Origin of the sequence: Pectobacterium sp. IFB5596, from assembly GCF_021432585.1 — a bacterium.
GTDB classification, from domain to species: Bacteria; Pseudomonadota; Gammaproteobacteria; order Enterobacterales; family Enterobacteriaceae; genus Pectobacterium; species Pectobacterium punjabense.
In genome coordinates this window covers 79222-97689 of sequence record NZ_LXFY01000006.1, presented here as the reverse complement: position 1 = coordinate 97689, position 18468 = coordinate 79222, and the positions used below count along the sequence as shown (strand labels likewise).

Annotated in this window: 13 protein-coding genes; 9 read left to right on the top strand and 4 right to left on the bottom strand. The window is 49.7% G+C overall.

Going from position 1 to position 18468, the window contains the following annotated elements; translation table 11 throughout:
- Window positions 1-2: 2 nt before the first annotated feature.
- Window positions 3-632, bottom strand: coding sequence for a response regulator transcription factor (locus A6301_RS07485; protein WP_010285873.1), 630 nt, complete (start codon window positions 630-632; stop codon window positions 3-5).
- Between the two features lie 227 nt (window positions 633-859).
- Between A6301_RS07485 and A6301_RS07480 the strand changes: the two genes are divergently transcribed.
- A complete protein-coding gene (locus A6301_RS07480; protein WP_255764402.1) occupies window positions 860-1675 on the top strand; it encodes a MetQ/NlpA family lipoprotein in 816 nt (271 codons plus the stop codon).
- A 218-nt stretch (window positions 1676-1893) separates the two neighbouring features.
- Complete coding sequence (locus A6301_RS07475) at window positions 1894-2838, top strand: polysaccharide lyase (RefSeq protein ID WP_215482807.1); 945 nt, start codon at window positions 1894-1896, stop codon at window positions 2836-2838.
- A gap of 143 nt (window positions 2839-2981) precedes the next feature.
- On the opposite strand, the gene A6301_RS07470 is transcribed toward A6301_RS07475, so the two are convergent.
- Window positions 2982-3698, bottom strand: a complete 717-nt coding sequence (locus A6301_RS07470) for an aspartate/glutamate racemase family protein (protein ID WP_234257467.1) — start codon at window positions 3696-3698, stop codon at window positions 2982-2984.
- 222 nt (window positions 3699-3920) lie between these two features.
- On the opposite strand from A6301_RS07470, the gene hypT reads away from it, so the two are divergent.
- Complete coding sequence (gene hypT, locus A6301_RS07465) at window positions 3921-4820, top strand: hypochlorite stress DNA-binding transcriptional regulator HypT (protein ID WP_234257466.1); 900 nt, start codon at window positions 3921-3923, stop codon at window positions 4818-4820.
- A gap of 72 nt (window positions 4821-4892) precedes the next feature.
- Here hypT and A6301_RS07460 read toward each other — a convergent pair whose 3' ends face one another.
- Entirely contained in the window at window positions 4893-6200 is a 1308-nt protein-coding gene (locus A6301_RS07460) for a dicarboxylate/amino acid:cation symporter (RefSeq protein WP_107169934.1), read from the bottom strand.
- Between the two features lie 793 nt (window positions 6201-6993).
- A complete protein-coding gene (gene fdhF / locus A6301_RS07455) occupies window positions 6994-9144 on the bottom strand; it encodes a formate dehydrogenase subunit alpha (RefSeq protein WP_234257465.1) in 2151 nt (716 codons plus the stop codon).
- Window positions 9145-9681: 537 nt separating this feature from the next.
- Here fdhF and A6301_RS07450 point away from each other — a divergent pair.
- The 6 genes from A6301_RS07450 (at window position 9682) to A6301_RS07425 (ending at window position 18468) form a co-directional block, all read left to right on the top strand.
- Window positions 9682-11361 carry a methyl-accepting chemotaxis protein gene (locus A6301_RS07450; RefSeq protein WP_107169936.1) on the top strand — a complete coding sequence of 560 codons (1680 nt, stop codon included), beginning with the start codon at window positions 9682-9684 and terminating at the stop codon, window positions 11359-11361.
- 548 nt (window positions 11362-11909) lie between these two features.
- Window positions 11910-13820 carry an FTR1 family protein gene (locus A6301_RS07445; RefSeq protein ID WP_234257464.1) on the top strand — a complete coding sequence of 637 codons (1911 nt, stop codon included), beginning with the start codon at window positions 11910-11912 and terminating at the stop codon, window positions 13818-13820.
- 124 nt (window positions 13821-13944) lie between these two features.
- Window positions 13945-14472 (top strand): iron transporter, encoded by a 528-nt coding sequence (locus A6301_RS07440; RefSeq protein ID WP_107169938.1) that lies wholly within the window; start codon window positions 13945-13947, stop codon window positions 14470-14472.
- 177 nt (window positions 14473-14649) lie between these two features.
- Window positions 14650-16047 (top strand): Fe-S-containing protein, encoded by a 1398-nt coding sequence (locus tag A6301_RS07435; RefSeq protein WP_234257463.1) that lies wholly within the window; start codon window positions 14650-14652, stop codon window positions 16045-16047.
- 2 nt (window positions 16048-16049) lie between these two features.
- Window positions 16050-17339, top strand: a complete 1290-nt coding sequence (locus A6301_RS07430; protein WP_234257462.1) for an ABC transporter permease — start codon at window positions 16050-16052, stop codon at window positions 17337-17339.
- A complete protein-coding gene (locus A6301_RS07425) occupies window positions 17329-18468 on the top strand; it encodes an ABC transporter permease (protein ID WP_338130363.1) in 1140 nt (379 codons plus the stop codon). Before A6301_RS07430 ends, A6301_RS07425 begins: the two co-directional genes overlap by 11 nt.

Here is an 18468-nt window from a genome sequence, read left to right as displayed (position 1 = left end):
ATTTATTTTCCAGCCAGCAATTGGTGTTGCAGCGCAAAGTGCACCAGTTCTACTGTGGACTCACACTGTAACTTACTGAGAATATTGGCACGGTGAACGTGAACGGTCTTATGGCTAAGTTCGAGCTGTTCAGCGATGCTTTTTACACTAATTCCATTGATCAGCAGGCTGAATATTTCCCGCTCGCGCGGGGTCAGCGCCAGCAGCTCTTTCGGTGGCTGCTGCTGATGGCGAATGGCGTGCAGTGCATCGGCGCACAGGTAAAGGCCGCCGCTGCTGACCACGCGAACCGCCTGCACTAATTCTTCTGGGCCACAGCGCTTTGTGAGATAGCCCCCTGCACCTGCGTCTAACGCACTTTGTACAAAGGCGGTAGTGTCATAGATGCTCAGAATAATGGCGCGAAAATTAGGGCGCTGTTGACGCAGACGGGTTAATAACGACAGGCCGCTTTCATCCGGCATGGCGATATCAATCACGGCCACATCAATCGGCTGTTTGAGCAAATGCGGCCATGCCTGCGCCGCTGAAGCATATTGGCCAACGACCTGAATATCATTCTCTAATGTCAGAAGTTGTGCAAAGCCAGACCGTACAACGATGTGATCGTCAACCAAAGCCACATTAATCATGGTTCGCCGTGTGAATCCAAAGTCATCAAAACGTCATAATGCGGGGGAATGCAGAGGCGAGCAATAGCAGATAGGTAAAATGGAATCGGCTTAGCAAATATCACCACACTTATTGTTCGAATGATGAAAAGCATATTGATAGAACGCGGAGTTATTTGACTCGGTTAATCGAGAGACATACTGTTTTTCTCTTTAAATCTATATGTTTATGATGTCAGGGAATCAGAATGATGAAGAAATGGCGTATAGCGCTGGTGGCGGGAATGGTCACCGCGTCAATGGCATTGACTGCGTGTGATAATGCAGGCAATTCTGCCAATCATATTAAAGTTGGTGTGATTAATGGCGCGGAACAGGATGTTGCTGACGTCGCGAAGAAAGTCGCAAAAGAAAAATATAATCTGGAGGTTGAACTGGTTGGGTTTAGCGGGTCGCTCTTGCCGAACGAGGCGACGGATAAACGCGATCTGGACGCGAATGTATTTCAACACCGTCCTTTTCTGGAACAGCAAAACCGTGAACACGGCTATAAGCTGGTGGCAGTAGGAAATACCTTTGTTTTCCCAATGGCAGGGTATTCGAAGAAAATTAAGAATATCAATGATCTAAAAAATGGCGATACTATCGCGATTCCTTTCGATCCCACCAATCTGGGGCGAGCCTTGTTATTGTTGGAAAAAACCGGATTAATTACTCTGAAGCCGGATACGGGGTTATTGCCGACAGTGCTGGATATCACGACCAATCCGCATAACCTGCGTATTATGGAAGTCGAAGGAGCACAGTTACCACGTTTGTTAGACGATCCACAAGTGACAATCGCAATTATTAGTACGACCTATATTCAGCAGACGGGCTTAACGCCAACGAAAGACGGTATTTTTATTGAAGGTAAAGAATCTCCGTATGTGAATATCATCGTGACCCGTGAGGATAATAAAGAGGCGGAGAACGTGAATAAATTTATTAAAGCCTATCAGTCTGATGAGTTTGAGCAGGCTGCTGACCGTATTTTTAACGGTGGTGCAGTAAAAGGGTGGTAATACTCATTCTGGCGCTGCCATTCTTTTACTAAAAGGATGGCAGCTTATCAATTGATAATTTAATTATTTGCAAGGTTGTTTTTTTTATTAAACTCGATTAGTAAGCATAATAAAATCCCCTATATACACTCTTTAATTGTCGGCGGTGTGTTATTTGTTATCGATTAAATAACGCATTAAAAGACACTACTATTCACTAATTGTAAAGAGGGATATTTATGGCTTATCCAACAACGAATCTTACTGGGATTATTGGTTTTGCAAAAGCAGCGAATGTTACCGGAGGAACGGGTGGTAAAGTGGTGACGGTAAATTCTCTGGCAGATTTTAAATCAGCCGTGAGCGGTTCCACAAAAACCATCGTAGTGCTGGGCGCATCGTTGAAAGCATCAGCATTAACCAAAGTCGTATTTGGCAGTAATAAAACCATTGTCGGTTCTTTCGGCGGGGCTAATGTACTGACCAATATCCACCTGCGTGCTGATAGCAGCTCGGCTAACGTCATTTTTCAGAATCTGGTTTTTAAACACGATGTCTCCATCAAGGATAATGATGATATTCAACTGTATTTGAACTACGGTAAAGGCTATTGGGTGGATCACTGCTCATGGCCGGGACATACGTGGAGTGATAGTGATGGCAGTCTCGATAAATTGATTTATATCGGTGAAAAAGCGGATTACGTCACGATCAGTAACTGCTTATTCTCAAACCATAAATATGGCTGCATCTTTGGTCATCCGGCAGATGACAATAATAGTGCCTACAATGGCTACCCACGTTTGACCATCTGCCACAACTATTACGAAAATATTCAGGTTCGTGCACCTGGCCTGATGCGTTATGGTTATTTCCATGTCTTCAACAACTACGTCAATAAATTCAATCTGGCTTTTACAGTCGCGCAGAATGCCAATGTACTTTCTGAACGCAACGTATTTGGCACCGGTGCGGAAAAGAAAGGCATGGTTGATGATAAAGGTAATGGTTCAACCTTTACGGATAATGGCAGTTCACCCGCAGCGGTAGCGAGCAAATCACCTGCGGCTAAATGGACGGCATCATCTAACTATTCATATAGTTTGATGACCACCGCGGCAGCTAAATCTTGGGTAGTTTCTAATGCAGGAGCGCAAAATAGTGCTCTGAAATTCCCGTCATAATCTCTGAGTATTCTTATATACTCAGTGTTTTATTTGGGATTGAAATTCATTAAGTATTAAATGTGTATAATATGCCACTCGGTGAATAAATTAATATCGAGTGGCATATTTATTTTAATCGCTTAATTGAAATAATCACCGTTCTAAGCAGCGATATTATTTTTCGTGCTGTGCGTAAAATACCACTCGACCGTTTTCTTAATTAACTCTTCTGTTGCGTCGACATAATGTTGCGGGGTGATTTTGACTTCCTGTTCCAGAATCAGTGGAAGCTCGGTACAACCTAAAATAATTTTCTCGACGCCAGCCTGCAATAGGCGATCTTTTACTGGTGACAGCATGCTATAGGCCCCAGAAATATCACCGGATTTATAGGCATAGATGCTTTCCATTACCTGGTGTTGGTCAGCTTCATCCGGCGTGTAGCACTCAATATTATCGGCGTTCAGGTTGTCCTGATAAATTCTTGCTTTAACGGTCGCCGTCGTCGCTAATAAGCCGACGCGTGTGGTATTGGCATTCTTAATTGCCTGACAGGTCACGTCAATAATGCTGATCATTTCCGCACGGCACTGTTGTTTTAATTCATTAAACCAATAATGTGCGGTATTACATGGAATAATGATGCACTCAGCGCCTGCGTTTTCGAGAATTTTCATATATTGCAGCATCTTACCCAGCGGTGACGCACTGTGCTGGAGAATGCACTGTGTTCTGTCAGGGATATCAGGAATAGAAACCGCAATCATTGGAATGTGGTCTTGATCCCGATACGCTGGCGTGTTTTTGATCAGTTTTTGCATCGCATCGACGGTAGCACCTGGCCCCATACCACCAAGAATTCCCACGAGACTGTTCATGCTGTTAACCCTGTAGCATTATGAAATTAAAAGGATAATCGCACACTGATGGGCAATGTGAATTGCTAAATTCCCATCTGCTATGTATGATTTGCATAACTATTAGCATCTCTATGCTTTTACTGGGTTTAACGGCGTGCCGTGGAAAAAATCTTTGTTGATGATGTAAAGCGCGGGTGTAGAGAACGAAAGCATAGCGCTAAGCGTCTTGAGTGAGGGGTGATGCTAAACAATATCGAAACCAAGTGGCTCTATGACTTTATCGTGCTTGAAGAGCACCGTAGTTTTACGCTGGCTGCCGAGAAGCGAAATATCTCTCAATCCTCATTTAGTCGGCGTATTCAGGCGCTGGAAGCGGCCGTCGGGTTTGATATTTTCGACCGCAGCGCGCTACCGTTGCAATTAACTGAGCAGGGGCGCGTGTTCCACGCCTATATCCGCAATACGCTGGATGATTTGGAGTATCAGCTCAATAAGCTGCACGGCGGGGATAATTACAAAAATAAGATCACCATTGCAGCAGCGCATTCGCTGTCGGTGTTTATCATGCCGGAGCTGTTAAAAGATGTGCCGGACCCGCAGGAAAAAATCTTCTATGTCGAATCGATCGATGTCGATGAAGCGGTGCTGAATCTTAAAGAAGGGCGCAGTGACTTTATTTTCTCGTTTTACAATGAGGATCTGATGGGAGAGCCTTTTATGCACGAGAAGATACTGGAATCCCGACTTTATCCGGTTTGCGCGTGCGACAGTGCAGGGAAGCCGCTGTTTGACGTGAGCGCCTCATCGGTGCCGCTGCTCAACTATACTGAGACAAGCTACATGGGGCGTCAGGTCAGCCGTTACTTATCCAGCGTCGACAGCGATAAGTTCACGGTTAATTTTGTTTCTTCCATGAGCGATTTGCTCAAACGCATGACAAAGAAAGGTTATGGTATTGCTTGGCTGCCGGACTATTCCATTCAGGAAGAGCTGAAAAACAAAGAACTGGTGATTTTGAGCATGGAAAACGCGGTGATACGTATGGGGGTTTATCTGTATCGGCTTGATGCGCGTCTGAATGTGGCTTCCGAGAAGTTTTGGCGCTATATGAAAGGGCTGTCATCGACGTCTGGGCTATAAACGTTAGACCACGAGATAAAAAAATAGCGGCCACGTGACGTGGGCCGCTATAGAGTATTCACTCAGTCAGCATTAGCTATTTTGCGTGGCCTGCTGAGGTTCCTGATAGGCGACGACACCGTCGGTAACCTCTTCCTCCTCATCATCGTGGATGTCTTTTTCCAGACTGGCCACAACGGCGGTAGAGATACTGTTGCCGATGACGTTAGTTGCAGTACGACCCATATCCAGGAACTGGTCGATACCGATAATCAGCAGAATACCTGCTTCTGGCAGGCTGAACATCGGCAGCGTTGCCGCAACCACCACGATAGAGGCACGTGCTACGCCTGCCATCCCTTTACTGGTGATCATTAGCGTCAGCAGAATCAGGATTTGCTCAGTGACGCTCAGGTCGATGTTGTAAGCCTGTGCGATAAACAGAATCGCAAAGGACTGGTACATCATAGAACCGTCGAGGTTGAATGAGTAACCAAGAGGTAGCACAAAGCTGGTGACTTTTTTCGGTACGCCGAATTTGGTCAGTGCTTCCATCGTTTTCGGGTAAGCCGACTCACTACTCGCGGTGGCGAAAGCCAGCATGGTAGGTTCGCGAATCAACTTCGCTAGCGTAACGATGGCTTTGCCCAGGAACAGATAGCCCACCAGGAACAGAACACCCCACAGTACGGCCAGGCCAAGGTAGAACTCACCGATCAGTTTACCGAAGTCGTAAAGCAGTCCCAGACCTTGCGTGGTAATCGCGGAAGCGATTGCGGCAAAGACAGCAATAGGAGCCAGCGCCATTACGTAGTCAGTTACGCGGAACATCACTTTGGTCAGTTCTTCGATCATGGAAATGATCGTGGTCGCGTGTTTGTTTTTACCTTTTACATAGGCAAGTGCGGAGCCGAAGAACAGAGAGAACACCAGAATTTGCAGGATCTCATTGTTCGCCATCGCTTCTACGATACTTTTCGGGAAGATATGGCTGATGAAGCTCTTAAGCGTAAAGCTGTCAGTATTCAGGCCTGTCGCAACGTGCTGCGCTGGGATCTCGAGATTCATGCCTGCACCAGGTTGGAACAGGTTAGCGAAGAGCATACCGATGAGCAGGGAAATGAATGATGCGCTGACAAACCAGATCATGGCTTTCATACCGATACGGCCAACAGCAGAAGAGTTTCCTCCCATGCTTGCCAGGCCAGAAACCAGCGTAGCGAAGACCAGTGGTGCGATGATCATTTTAATCAAGCGCAGGAAGATATCGGTAACCATGTTGAAATAAGATGCAACTTCTTTTGCTCGACTGCCATCAAGATATTGATGGCAGGCCCATCCGATTAATATCCCCAGGACGATAGCCAAGACTATCTGTACAAGTAACTTCTGCCTTTGCATATAAACCTCATGTTGATGAATTGATTCAGACAACACAATATTATTGCCGCGTGATGGCTGGTGCTTTCCCTGAATACACCAAGCCCTCACCCGAATCTGTTATTGGGGTGTTGTGTCTGCCCGCCGATATTACAACGATTCTTGCTTTTTACATTTTTTTTCTGCGGATTGTTATGTAATTGTGATCTTTGTCATGCGAAAAATGCATGTCCATACCGCTTGTAATGATTAATGAGGATGTGGGGCGCAGATCGAGGAAAAGGTGTTATTTTAATTAACTTCTTATTAAACAGTGCGTTGGGTGTGTTTTTTGTTGGTGAGATAAGGTGGGGTAAGGTGTTGAATTAGTGTTGCTAATGATGCTGTGGATTACATCAATAAAATACATGGTCAATTGGTTAAAAATTAGGTAGTAATAAAAAAACAATCAACGAAAGAATGATATATATCGCATTTTTTGATTACATTAGTTTTTTAATTATTTTAACTATGACTTGTTTTAATTAATCATGTAGCCGATAACTCCACGCCAAATAAAGTGTAATTATTAATCAAAGTGTTTCTGTTTTGTAATATTTCAGTGTTTCGGTTATTTAAAATAGTGTTCTTTGTTACCTAAAAGATTGTTATCAATTATTTAAAATAATGTTATTAATTCATTTCACTGAAAAAATCACTATTTACTCTCGGTGTTCTGACCAAGCTGAAACAGCCCTGCATCGAAAAGGATGAAACCACCACGTAAAAGCGCGTTATGCCAACATTTATCGTGGTGGTTCAGTAGGGCTATTGGTTAGTTGACGTTTTCTGCCGTGGAGCGCAGGTGATCTTTCAACTGGCTGTACTCATGTTGTACATAGGTTTCCGCTGCCTGTTGATCGTCAATGGCTTCTAGCCTAACGGCGCAGTGTTTGTATTCTGGCGTTTTGGAAATGGGATCGAGATGATCCAGCGTGAGTTCGTTACAGGCACCAATCCACCATTGATAGGTCATATACACGGCACCTTTATTGATGCGTTCGCTAACGGCGACACGAGAGATAACCTTGCCGCGTCGTGAGGAAATCCAGACCAATTGCTGATCGCGTATTCCTAAACGTTCGGCATCATGCAGGCTAATCTGCACATAACCGGGCTCATCCGCTAACGTTTGTAGCGCGGTGCAGTTACCCGTCATGGAGCGGCAGGAATAGTGACCGACTTCACGCACGGTGCACAACACCAGCGGGTAATCTTCATCTACCAATTCCATCGGCGGTCGCCATTCGGCCGTTGACAGCAGGCCTTTGCCGCTAGGGCGATCGAAGCGGTTGCCCGCGTATAGCCACGGTGTTCCAGGGCTGTCTTCGCTCGGACATGGCCATGGTACATAGCCTAGTCCTGCCATTTTCTCGTAGGTCGCCCCGTAATACAGCGGGCAGAGCTGTCGCAGTTCGTCCCAGATTTCCTGCGTATTGTTATAGTGCATCGGATAACCGAGGGCTGTCGCCATCAGGCTGATGATTTCCCAGTCTGGTTTGACATCGCCCTGAGGTTCCACCGCTTTATAAAAGCGTTGGAACCCTCGGTCAGCAGCAGTATAGACCCCTTCATGTTCGCCCCAGGAGGTCGCAGGTAAAATGACATCGGCAATCGCGGCGGTTTTGGTCATGAAGATATCTTGTACGATCAGCAGATCAAGCTCGTTGAATGCATCACGCAGCATTGACAGATCTGGCTCGGTTTGCAACGGATCTTCGCCCATCACGTAATTGGCTCTGATTTTTCCTTCTTTTATTCTGTGTGGCAGATCGGTCAGTGAGTAGCCAATTTTGTCAGAGAGTTCGGGGACGCCCCAGGCATCGGCAAATTTTGCCAGTACGGCCTGATCCGTGACTTTTTGATAACCGGGAAACATATTAGGCAGCGCACCCATATCGCACGCGCCCTGCACATTATTTTGGCCTCGCACTGGTCCGACGCCAACGTTCGGACGCCCTAAATTCCCCGTTAGCAGTGCCAGACCGGATAGCCCTTTGACCACATCAACGCCTTGACCCCACTGCGTCACGCCCATTCCCCATAGAATGGTAGCGGACGGCGCGGCGGCATACATCCGCATCGCCTCTCGAATCAATTTCGGCGATAAACCGGTAATATCGGCGACATACTCAGGCGTGTATTTTGCGACGGTCTTACTGAATTCTTCGAAGCCTTCGGTATGGCGAGCGACGTAGGATTTATCGTAGCGGCCTTCATTGATCAGGACGTTAGCAAATGCATTGACCAGTGCCATGTTGGAGCCATTTTTTAATGGTAGCCACAGATCGGCGATGCGTGCGGTTTCGATGCGGCGCGGATCGCATACGATGATTTTTGCACCGTGCGCTTTGGCTTTCAGTATCCGGCGTGCCACGATGGGGTGCGAGTCTGCGGCGTTGTAGCCAAAAATCAGAATGCAGTCGGTGTTTTCAATTTCGCAGATGGAGTTACTCATCGCGCCATTGCCCAGCGTAACCTGTAACCCGGCAACGGAAGGGCCGTGGCAGAGCCGAGCGCAACAGTCGACGTTGTTATTGCCGGTTACCGCCCGAGCAAATTTCTGCATCACGTAATTGGTTTCATTGCCGGGGCCGCGGGACGAGCCGGTGTGCATAATCGACTCGGCACCGTACTGCTCTTTAATGGCTTGCAGCCGGGAACTGGCGAAGCCGATGGCTTCATCCCAGGATACGGCTTCAAAGGGCGCGCCTTTCTGACGTCGGATCAACGGCTGTTTCAAACGCGGAGTGAGGATTTTGGTGTCGTTGAGAAAATCCCAGCCATAGTAACCTTTCAGGCAGAGTTCACCTTCGTTGGTGACGCCGTTTGCCCCTTCCGCACCCACCACTTTGCCATTCTCTACCAGCAGGTTAATTTTGCAGCCTGACCCGCAATACGGGCAGACGGTAAGCACTTTCTGCATGATTATTCTCCAAAGCCGAGTCTTGGATCGTAAGAACTGCATTCTTGTCGCGGGGTATTGATGCAGTTGTCTAACCTTCGATAATCACCGATAAAGAAAATTAATTTACTGATCGTGGTCATGCTCAGCGCGTGACAAATTGTCCTAACGCCTTGAGCGTCACAGCCTTTTTCCATAAGACATTTGTCTGGAAAATAACGTGGTAGCGCATTCATCCTCTTTATCCGTTAATGCCTATACTGTTTTTGACGATACTAACTCTATGTGCCACCGGCTAGGCTGATGTATTCATGCCCGTCGGCTGTTTAAAACAACGGAAACTGGCCTCTCAAGGAAGATAACGCATTCTTTTCGTTAATTTTTTGAGCACAACTTCCCAGCTAATGGGTAATGAATCAGGGAATTCCAGAACGTCTGTCAGATCGCGTGGGATAAAGGGCGTGATACGACGGACGGCACCGTCATGAGCAAAAAAGTAAATACTTTTCCGACAGCGTGTGCGGGCGGGAAATGTTTGTTAACGTCGCGGAGTGCATTATGGAATTTCTAAGAAATGTCAGCATAAAAATAATGGTGCTGCTCATAGTGGCTTCCCTGCTAGTGGCGTGGGGAGTAGCATCAGGATTCAGTCTTTACTCGCTTTATCAGGTCACCAATTTGCTTGATAAAAGTGAAACTCAGCGAAAAACCTATTCCCATCTGGTCTATGGAACCGATCAATATTTTCGGGCCGTCACTCGCATGGAAAGAACGATGGATTATTTGCAGCGTAACGAGCCAGAAAACGCCAGAAAGACGTTGGAAATGGCACAGGTTGCGCTGAAAAACACCAAGGATTCGCTGGAGAAGTTCCAGGCCGCGGAGCATGTTGGCGTTGAGTCAGCGACGGTGGATGCGGTAAATAAAACATGGACTACCCTGATTGCTACCGCGATCGACCCGATGAATGCGGCGCTACAGCGTAATGATTACGAAGGATTTCGAGAGATATTCCGCTCCATTTACCCACCGATTAGTCTGACGTTTGGTGAAGATATCAAACGCTATTCTGACGGCATTACCGCCTCGTCGTTGATTCCAAGCGTGAATGAGCACAATACCCAAAACCGTAATGCGCTTATTGCCGTGATGGTTATTGGCCTCATTGTGTTGATTTTCACCGAATATTACTTGAGGAACTATCTGGTTATCCCGATTTCAGTGCTTAAATCCCATTTGGCGCAGCTAACGGCGGGTCGGTTGGGATGCGAACTGGTTGAGTTCGGTCGAAACTGTGCGGGAAGGTTGATCCCCGATATCAAAAAATTGCAGAAAAGTTTGCGCGATACGGTAACCGTCATCCGGCAAAGCACATCGGAAATCAACAGTGGGACATCCAGCATTAAGGATGGCAATGATAATCTCTCTAGTCGCACAGAAGAGCAGGCGGCGGCATTGCAGCAGACGGCCGCAAGCATGGAAGAGATTAGCTCAACGATACGGCAAACGACCGACCATGTGCATCAAGTGCGTAAGCTGGCGCAGGATGCGGCTGACATGGCGCAAAAAGGCGGAAATATCAGTACCAACGTGATGGCGACGATGGATGGTATTAGCGCCAGTTCGCGGCAAATTTCCGATATTACTTCTGTCATTAACAGCATTGCATTCCAGACCAATATCTTGGCACTGAATGCGGCAGTTGAAGCGGCGCGAGCGGGGGAGCAAGGACGAGGGTTTGCTGTGGTAGCGGGAGAAGTGCGTACGCTGGCGCAGCGCAGTGCGCAAGCTGCAAAAGAGATTGAGGCACTGATTGCGGAATCCGTTTCGCGGGTTAAAACCGGCGCTGGGCAAGTGAGGCAATCTGGTGAGGCGATGACGGCCATTATCGCTTCCATCGCGCATGTGAACGATCTGATTGGTGAAATTGCGGCGGCAACGGATGAACAAACACGCGGTATTACGCAAATTAGCCAGGCGGTGCATGAAATGGATAGCGTCACACAGCAGAATGCGTTGTTGGTGACACAATCGGCAGAGGCCGCTGCACGGTTGGATGAACAAACCAGCGAGCTGTCTGCCGTTGTGGATGTGTTCAGTTTGGATTCGGACAGCGATCGGCAACCTGCCTTTTCGCGCCCGGCGTTGTCCGCACCCGCTCATCGGGCTATCGGGCAGAGCGCCACACCGCTGCTGTCGGTACAGGGTCGCCACGGCGAGGGATGGGAAAAATTCTGATCCGCAATGGGGTTAACGTGTGGCAGTTGTGGAACGCAAGTATGCGGTGAGTTTGAGATAATCAGTCAATAAGACTGGGATGAGCCGGCGGAAAGGAGTCTGCCCGGCTGCCTTGCTTTCCGTCTAAAGGCTATTTGGTACTCGCCTAAAAAGGTGAATGAAAAGGGTTAATGTCAACGTGTGTAACATCTTGGATTATCGCGGTAAAACGGAATTTTTCTGTAAATCTGACTATGGTAACGTAAAGAAATATCATATTAAGACGGGTGTCTCTAGGTTTTTAGTTGCTGAAATTAATTAATGGTATGGTTTTTGCTTAATGAACCATGTCGGTTTAAGTGGTTATTTTGCCGTTTTTGCGATCAAAAAAACCGTATTTACTCTATGGATTAGAAAGGATGGGGTTTTTTGGGCGAAAAATAATCTATGTAACTTTTAGTTACATACTAAATCTCTCATTGCTCATGTTTTCGTGACGTAAATCAAGACAGATGCTGACTTCAAAGTGATAATAAGAATAAATATCATTTGTGATTCATCACTCGCTTATGTCTATCTGGCAAAAAACGCTTCTGTTGCTGTGTTGGCTGTTTAGTTGTTCAGTGGCACTTGCCGCGACCGATTACGCCTCATTCATTCACGATATTGAAACCAGGCTGGATAAAACGGCTCAGCTCTATGAGCAGCAAAAGCCGGATGACGCCCGCACTGAAGTTCAGATGGCCTATTTTGAGGTATTTGAAAACCTCGAAGGCCCTATCCGCATCAATATTTCCGCGCAAAAAAGCTATCAGTTAGAAGCGACCTTCGGTGAAATTCGCCGCATGATTGGCGAAGGAAAGCCGCAGGCCGAGGTGCAGGCAAAAATCTCATGGCTAAAAGGCGAACTGGATGCCGTTTTGCCAGTGCTGTCTGAAGGGCACAAGTTGGTCGCGCAGGAGCAGCACGGTGCTTATGACAATGCCGAAATCGCGCCGTACTGGCAGCAGAGTTTTAAAATCATCGATGACCAACTCGCGCAGGCCGTAACGGAGTACCAGGCTGGCGATTACAAAAAGGCTAGCCAGAGCGTACAACAGGCTCATTATCAGGGTTTTAAAAATTCTGAGATGGAGATGTCGGTCAGACAGAATCGCTCGGCACAGCAGGCCGCTTCTATTAATCAACAATTCTCCGCACTGATTACCCTAGCCAGCCAGCCCGATCAACTGACAGACGTTGCTTATCGGGTCACCACGCTGTTACAGGACATCGAAGATGTCTTACCGGGATTACCGACAACACGCGACAGCCAGCAGGCGACAGCAATACCTGCTGCGAACGCCGATACCGATACCGGTGCCGTGCCGGATGCTAACTGGGCGAAGGTCTCCGACGATATCAATCAGGCGATTGCCGCCGCAATTGCACAATACCGTGAGGGCCAGATCAAACCTGCCATCATGGCGGTGCAGGACACTTACTTCGATCTGTTTGAAGCCACTGGCATGGAGAACAAGGTGGGTTCTCGTGATGCGGCGTTCAAATCTACGCTGGAAGGATATTTCACCCGTCTGGTGAGCATGATGAACGCCAGGCAGCCTGTGGAGCAATTGCAAGGGCAGGCCGACGCGTTGCAGCAGGAACTGGCGAAGGCCGTCACCATGTTGGGCGACGGCGGTGAAACGCACTGGAGTCTGTTGATATACAGCCTGCTGATTATTGTGCGTGAAGGACTGGAAGCCCTGCTCATTGTGGCAGCGATCGTAGCCTATCTGGTGAAAAACAATCAGCAAGACAAACTGCCGCTGATTCGCCAGTCGGTTTACGTTGCGCTGCTGTGTAGCGTGATTACCGCCGTCATTTTCCAACTTGTGTTCACCAATTCCGGTGCCAGCCGTGAGCTGCTGGAAGGCATCACAATGTTGATCGCGGTGGTGATGCTGTTCTTCATGAGCTACTGGCTGTTGTCCAAAGTAGAGGCGCGGCACTGGAAGGCTTATCTGGAAGGCAAACTGTCCCATTCGCTAAGCAGCGGTTCCATGATCGGCCTGTGGCTAACCAGCTTTCTGGCGGTGTACCGCGAAGGGGCGGAAACCGTGCTGTTCTACTACGCCTTGGTGGGTGATGCCAACAATATGGCGGGGCACCTCTCCATTCTGGCTGGGTTTGCCATCGGCTGTGTGATCCTGCTGATCGCTTACGTCGTGATGCGCTACACCATCGTCAAATTACCGCTTAAGCCGTTCTTCATGTTTACCGGCTGCTTTATGTATCTGATGGCGTTTGTGTTTGCAGGAAAAGGTGTGTTGGAGCTGATCGAGGGCAAACTGTTTGAACCGACGTTGCTGACTCGCGTGCCGGAAATCAGCTGGCTGGGTATTTATCCTTATGTGGAAACGTTAATACCACAGGGTGTGCTGGTTGCCGCAGCGTTGATCGCTCTGTGGGTGATGCGACGCAGAGCGTCCGCCGTCTGATAAATAATTATTCTGATGTGACTGTAATACTGAAAGCAATAAGAGCAGAACATAACCATAACAACCCCAATTGCCTAGCGACATAAGCGTAGGGGAGACGACTGAGATGATGAGGATGGGTTTGATGAATATGCAAAAAAGTCTGATTGCAGGTGCCGTTATTGCCGGTATTTTCACTGCGCCTGCCGCGCTGGCGTTTAAAGAATATCCAGCGGGTGAGCCGGTTTCCATCAACGAAATGGAAATTGCTGCCGTTTATCTGCAACCTATCGACATGGAACCGCGCGGGATGGGGCTGCCAGCTGCGAAAGCGGACATCCATCTGGAGGCCGATATTCACGCTGCTGAAGGCAACAAAAACGGCTTCGGTGCCGGTGAGTGGATGCCGTTCCTGACCATCGCGTACACCCTGACTAACACCGATACCGGTGCGAAACAGGAAGGGACCTTTATGCCGATGGTTGCCAGCGATGGCCCACACTACGGTGCGAACATCAAAATGATGGGCGTGGGTAACTACAAAGTGACTTACCACATCGATCCGCCATCAAAAGCGGGTATGCACCGTCACACTGACGGTGAAACGGGTGTTGGCCGCTGGTGGAAACCGTTTGATGTCAGCTTTGACTTCAAATACGTCGGCTTAGAATAAGGTCTGCTGTCCGCGACGTGCTGTCGCGGCCATATTTACGTCTCTGTGGGTTTGCTATTGCTGCCCACTGAGACGGTGATTTTTCGGTCAGCGTGCTGATGTCACCACACATCATGCCCAACTGATACACCTGCAAAACGCAGTCAACGCACATGTAACGTGAAGTGTGACGAGCCTATGAGTTATTTCTTTATCACGACACTCCAATCCTTCCTGCCGATTGCACTATTACTGGGGCTAAGTTGGAGTCATCGTTCCACGCCGACGATCGGGCAGTTGGGCTGGATCACGCTGCTGGCGCTGTGTGCCGGTACGTTTATTGGCGTTCATTTTCCTAACGGGCAAGCGTTTCTGCTTGGGTTTACGGCGTTTCAGGCGCTTGCCTTGATCCTGTTTCTTGCCTGTCAGTGTTTTTCCCATCCGCGTCTCGGCTATTTGTGGCAGGCGTTGCTAGTGGCAGGCGCGGCGGTGCAGTGGGGCCGCGATCCCAATCTGACTGCATTGACCACCACCCATGTGGTGAATACCGATCTGCTGCTGAATTTCAGTGCCGTGGTACTGGCGTTTGGCTGGCTGGTATTTTGTGCCGCGCTGTGCGGCATGGTTGTACGTCGCATTCGTTTACTGCGTTGGCCGCTGCTGGCGTTGCTGGTCGCACTTCTGTTGTTGCCGATAAGCGGTAACCTGCTGCTGTTGCTGATGAAATTGCAGGCGATTGGGCTAACCAAACCGCGCCTTAGCTATGTGGCGCACGTCACCAACAGCGCGTATTTATTAAACTATCTCAGTGCGCTATGCATGGCGGTATTGGCTGTGGGGCTGGTTTGGCCGCTGTTGCATGCGCGTCGTCAGGTGCTGGTTACGCATGAGGCGATTGAAAAACGAAAAGTGACGGCAGGCTATCGCAATGTACGCCGCACGCTGCTGGCGACGGTAGCAGCGCTGCTGGTTGTCGTTTTCGTTCAGCTTTACTGGGACAAGGTCGCGTCGCAGCCGCCTCGCTTGTCTGAAGCACAGCCGGTGACGCTGGCGGCCGATGGCAAAGTACATATTCCGATTGAACAGGTACGTGATGGCAAACTGCATCGCTTTGTGTGGATTGCCGATGATGGTAAGGCCGTGCGCTTTTTCATCATTAACCGCTATCCCGATCGTCTGCGTCTGGGCGTGGTGTTTGATGCCTGTCTGCTGTGCGGCGATCAGGGCTACGTGATGGAAGGCAATCAGGTGATTTGTGTCGCCTGCGGGGTGCATATTTTCATTCCTTCCATCGGGAAAGCGGGTGGCTGCAATCCGGTGCCGATTGAAGGATGGAGCAACGACGATAACGAACTGGTGATTGGACGCGCTTCACTGGCAGCGGGTACTAACTACTTCTCGACGGTGGTGTCGATGGAAGTGATCGATCCGGTCGATGGTTCCAAGCTGACCAACGTGAACGCAGAGCATAAATATCGCTACGGCGGTAAAACGTACTTCTTCTCGTCAGAAGCGAACTATAACCGCTTCCGCGAAAGTCCCGCGAAATTTGCCACGGCTAAAGCGGCGGCTGGCGAACCCGCGGAGGAGGAATAATCATGCTGTGGCGACTGTTACGCCAGTCCTGGCGCAGAAATATTCGGCGCAAATCGCTGGCCGTACTGACCGTGTTTTTGGCGGCCGGGTTGATCTCCGCGCTGCTAGCGGTATCCATCGATATCGGCGATAAAATGGCGCGTGAGTTGAAGTCCTACGGCGCGAATATTTTGATTGAGCCCGCAGGTCAGGCGGCGCTGCCCGCGCTGTTTGGCGAGCGCAGTAATCCGCTGGAAGGACAGGATTTTCTAGATGAAGCCGAGCTGCCGAATATCAAAGACATCTTCTGGCGCAATAATATTGTCGGTTTCGCGCCGCTGCTGAGCGGTGATGTCGAGATCAATGGTCAGTCCGTTGCCGTACTGGGCACCTTCTTTTCCCAGCCGGTCGCGGTGCCGGATGAGGAGGACTATCGCACGGGACAAATAACCGTTAGTCCTTACTGGCAGGTGGCAGGGCAGTGGCCCCAGGAACCGGTGACGACAGAAAATGTGGCGCAGGCACTGGTGGGAAAACAGCTGGTGACGCAAATGGGCTGGAAAGTGGGGGATAAACTCGCGCTGCACGGCTCGAAAGGCGACGTGACGGTAGACATTAGCGGCATTCTGAGCAGCGGCGGTGATGAAGAAGGTCGGCTGGTGATGCCGCTGGCAACGGTGCAGTCGCTGCTAGGATTGGCGGGTAAAATTCAGGCTATTCGCGTGTCAGCGTTAACCGTGCCAGAAAATGAGCTGTCGCGGCGGGCGCGTGAAAATCTGGAAGCGCTCAACGCCGAAGAATATGACCTCTGGTACTGCACTGCGTATGTCTCTTCGATTGCGCACCAGTTGGAAGAGGCGATTTCCGGTTCGGTTGTGCGCCCCATCTGGCAGGTGGCTGCGTCGGAAGGCGTGGTGATCGACAAGATTCAACTGCTATTGGCGGTGGTGACCTTCGCGGCGCTGGTGGCTTCTGCGATGGGGATCGCCTCACTGATGACCAGCACCATCATGGAGCGTGCCAAAGAAATCGGGCTGATGAAAGCACTGGGTGCGCGCCAGTGGCAGATCATGCTGCTGTTTTATCTCGAAGCGGCGCTGAGCGGCCTGGCGGGCGGTATCGCAGGCTGTGTCGCAGGCTGGGGGCTGGCAAAAGCGATTGGCCTGATGCTGTTCGGTGTACCGTTGAGTTTCGCGTGGATCGTCATCCCCTGCGTACTGGTGATCTCGATGCTGATTGCCATCATCGGTACGTGGTTCCCAGCACGAAAAATTGCCAAGCTGTATCCGGTGGAGGTGCTGTATGGGCGCTAATAGCTGGATGAACAGTATGTTCTGGCGTCTGGTGTTCCGTGCGTTGCGGCTCCGTATGCAGCGCGTTAGCGTCGTGTTTGCTGCTCTGACGGTAGGGGCGGCGATTGTGACAGCGATGTCCGCCGTCTATTTTGATATCAACGCCAAGATGAGCCAGGAACTGCGTACCTTTGGGGCAAATTTTTACATCGGTCCGGCGCGCGGGAATTCACTTCCACAAAGCACGTTTCAGCCAATTATCGATAATGCACCTGCGGGGTTAATCAATGCGTCCAGCCCTTATCTGTATGGCATGGCGCGTACGGAGCTGGAAAAAGTGGTGCTGATGGGCGTGTGGTTCGAATCGCTGCGTCAGTTGGCACCGTACTGGCAGGTTACGGGTAACTGGATTGGCGTCAGCTTCGACGATCGTAATGCCATGATCGGGGTGAAGCTGGCGGAACGGTTAAACGTTAAAGTCGGCGACAGCATCACGCTGGTGGGTGACGGCGGGAAGCAGCGCTTGCAGATTAAAGGCATCGTGGAATCCGGCGATGCAACGGACAACATGCTGATCGTGAATCTGGATCTGGCGCAAAAGTGGTTAGATAAAGAAGGCGCGATCAGTAATGCCCTGCTGAGCGTCAGCAACGATCTGGGACAGGTCGATCGTTTCGCTGCACAGCTTCAACAACAGTATCCGCAACTGGAGATCCGCCCGATTCTGAAAGTGTCGGCGTCGGAAGGTCAGGTGCTGAATAAAATCAAAGGGCTGATGGGGTTGGTATCGGCGGTGATCCTCGTCTTGTCTTCACTGTGTGTGAACACCACGCTGATGGCGATTGTCGGCGAGCGCGCGCGCGAATTTGCGTTACAGAAAGCACTGGGCGCGAGCGGGCGGGACATTATTCGGCAGATGCTGGCAGAAACTGGCATCATCGCGCTGGCGGCCGTGGTGTGTGGTTCGCTGCTGGGGTACTTGTTGGCACAGGTGCTAGGTATGGCGGTATTCAACGCGACCATTTCGCTGCGCTTACCCGTGTTTCCGCTCACGCTGGGGCTGTCTTTGCTGGTGGCGGCGGTTGCCGCTGTCGTTCCCACTCGGCGGGCGATTTATGTCGAACCGGCCAAAGTTTTGAAAGGAGAGTAG

Excerpts from the sequence above, each read along its gene's own strand:
- hypT (WP_234257466.1), top strand. The coding sequence starts at position 3,921 with ATGCTAAACAATATCGAAACCAAGTGGCTCTATGACTTTATCGTGCTT.
- A6301_RS07460 (WP_107169934.1), bottom strand. The coding sequence starts at position 6,200 with ATGCAAAGGCAGAAGTTACTTGTACAGATAGTCTTGGCTATCGTCCTG.
- A6301_RS07475 (WP_215482807.1), top strand. The coding sequence starts at position 1,894 with ATGGCTTATCCAACAACGAATCTTACTGGGATTATTGGTTTTGCAAAA.
- A6301_RS07440 (WP_107169938.1), top strand. The coding sequence starts at position 13,945 with ATGAATATGCAAAAAAGTCTGATTGCAGGTGCCGTTATTGCCGGTATT.
- A6301_RS07430 (WP_234257462.1), top strand. The coding sequence starts at position 16,050 with ATGCTGTGGCGACTGTTACGCCAGTCCTGGCGCAGAAATATTCGGCGC.
- A6301_RS07445 (WP_234257464.1), top strand. The coding sequence starts at position 11,910 with ATGTCTATCTGGCAAAAAACGCTTCTGTTGCTGTGTTGGCTGTTTAGT.
- A6301_RS07425 (WP_338130363.1), top strand. The coding sequence starts at position 17,329 with ATGGGCGCTAATAGCTGGATGAACAGTATGTTCTGGCGTCTGGTGTTC.
- A6301_RS07435 (WP_234257463.1), top strand. The coding sequence starts at position 14,650 with ATGAGTTATTTCTTTATCACGACACTCCAATCCTTCCTGCCGATTGCA.
- fdhF (WP_234257465.1), bottom strand. The coding sequence starts at position 9,144 with ATGCAGAAAGTGCTTACCGTCTGCCCGTATTGCGGGTCAGGCTGCAAA.
- A6301_RS07480 (WP_255764402.1), top strand. The coding sequence starts at position 860 with ATGATGAAGAAATGGCGTATAGCGCTGGTGGCGGGAATGGTCACCGCG.
- A6301_RS07470 (WP_234257467.1), bottom strand. The coding sequence starts at position 3,698 with ATGAACAGTCTCGTGGGAATTCTTGGTGGTATGGGGCCAGGTGCTACC.
- A6301_RS07485 (WP_010285873.1), bottom strand. The coding sequence starts at position 632 with ATGATTAATGTGGCTTTGGTTGACGATCACATCGTTGTACGGTCTGGC.
- A6301_RS07450 (WP_107169936.1), top strand. The coding sequence starts at position 9,682 with ATGGAATTTCTAAGAAATGTCAGCATAAAAATAATGGTGCTGCTCATA.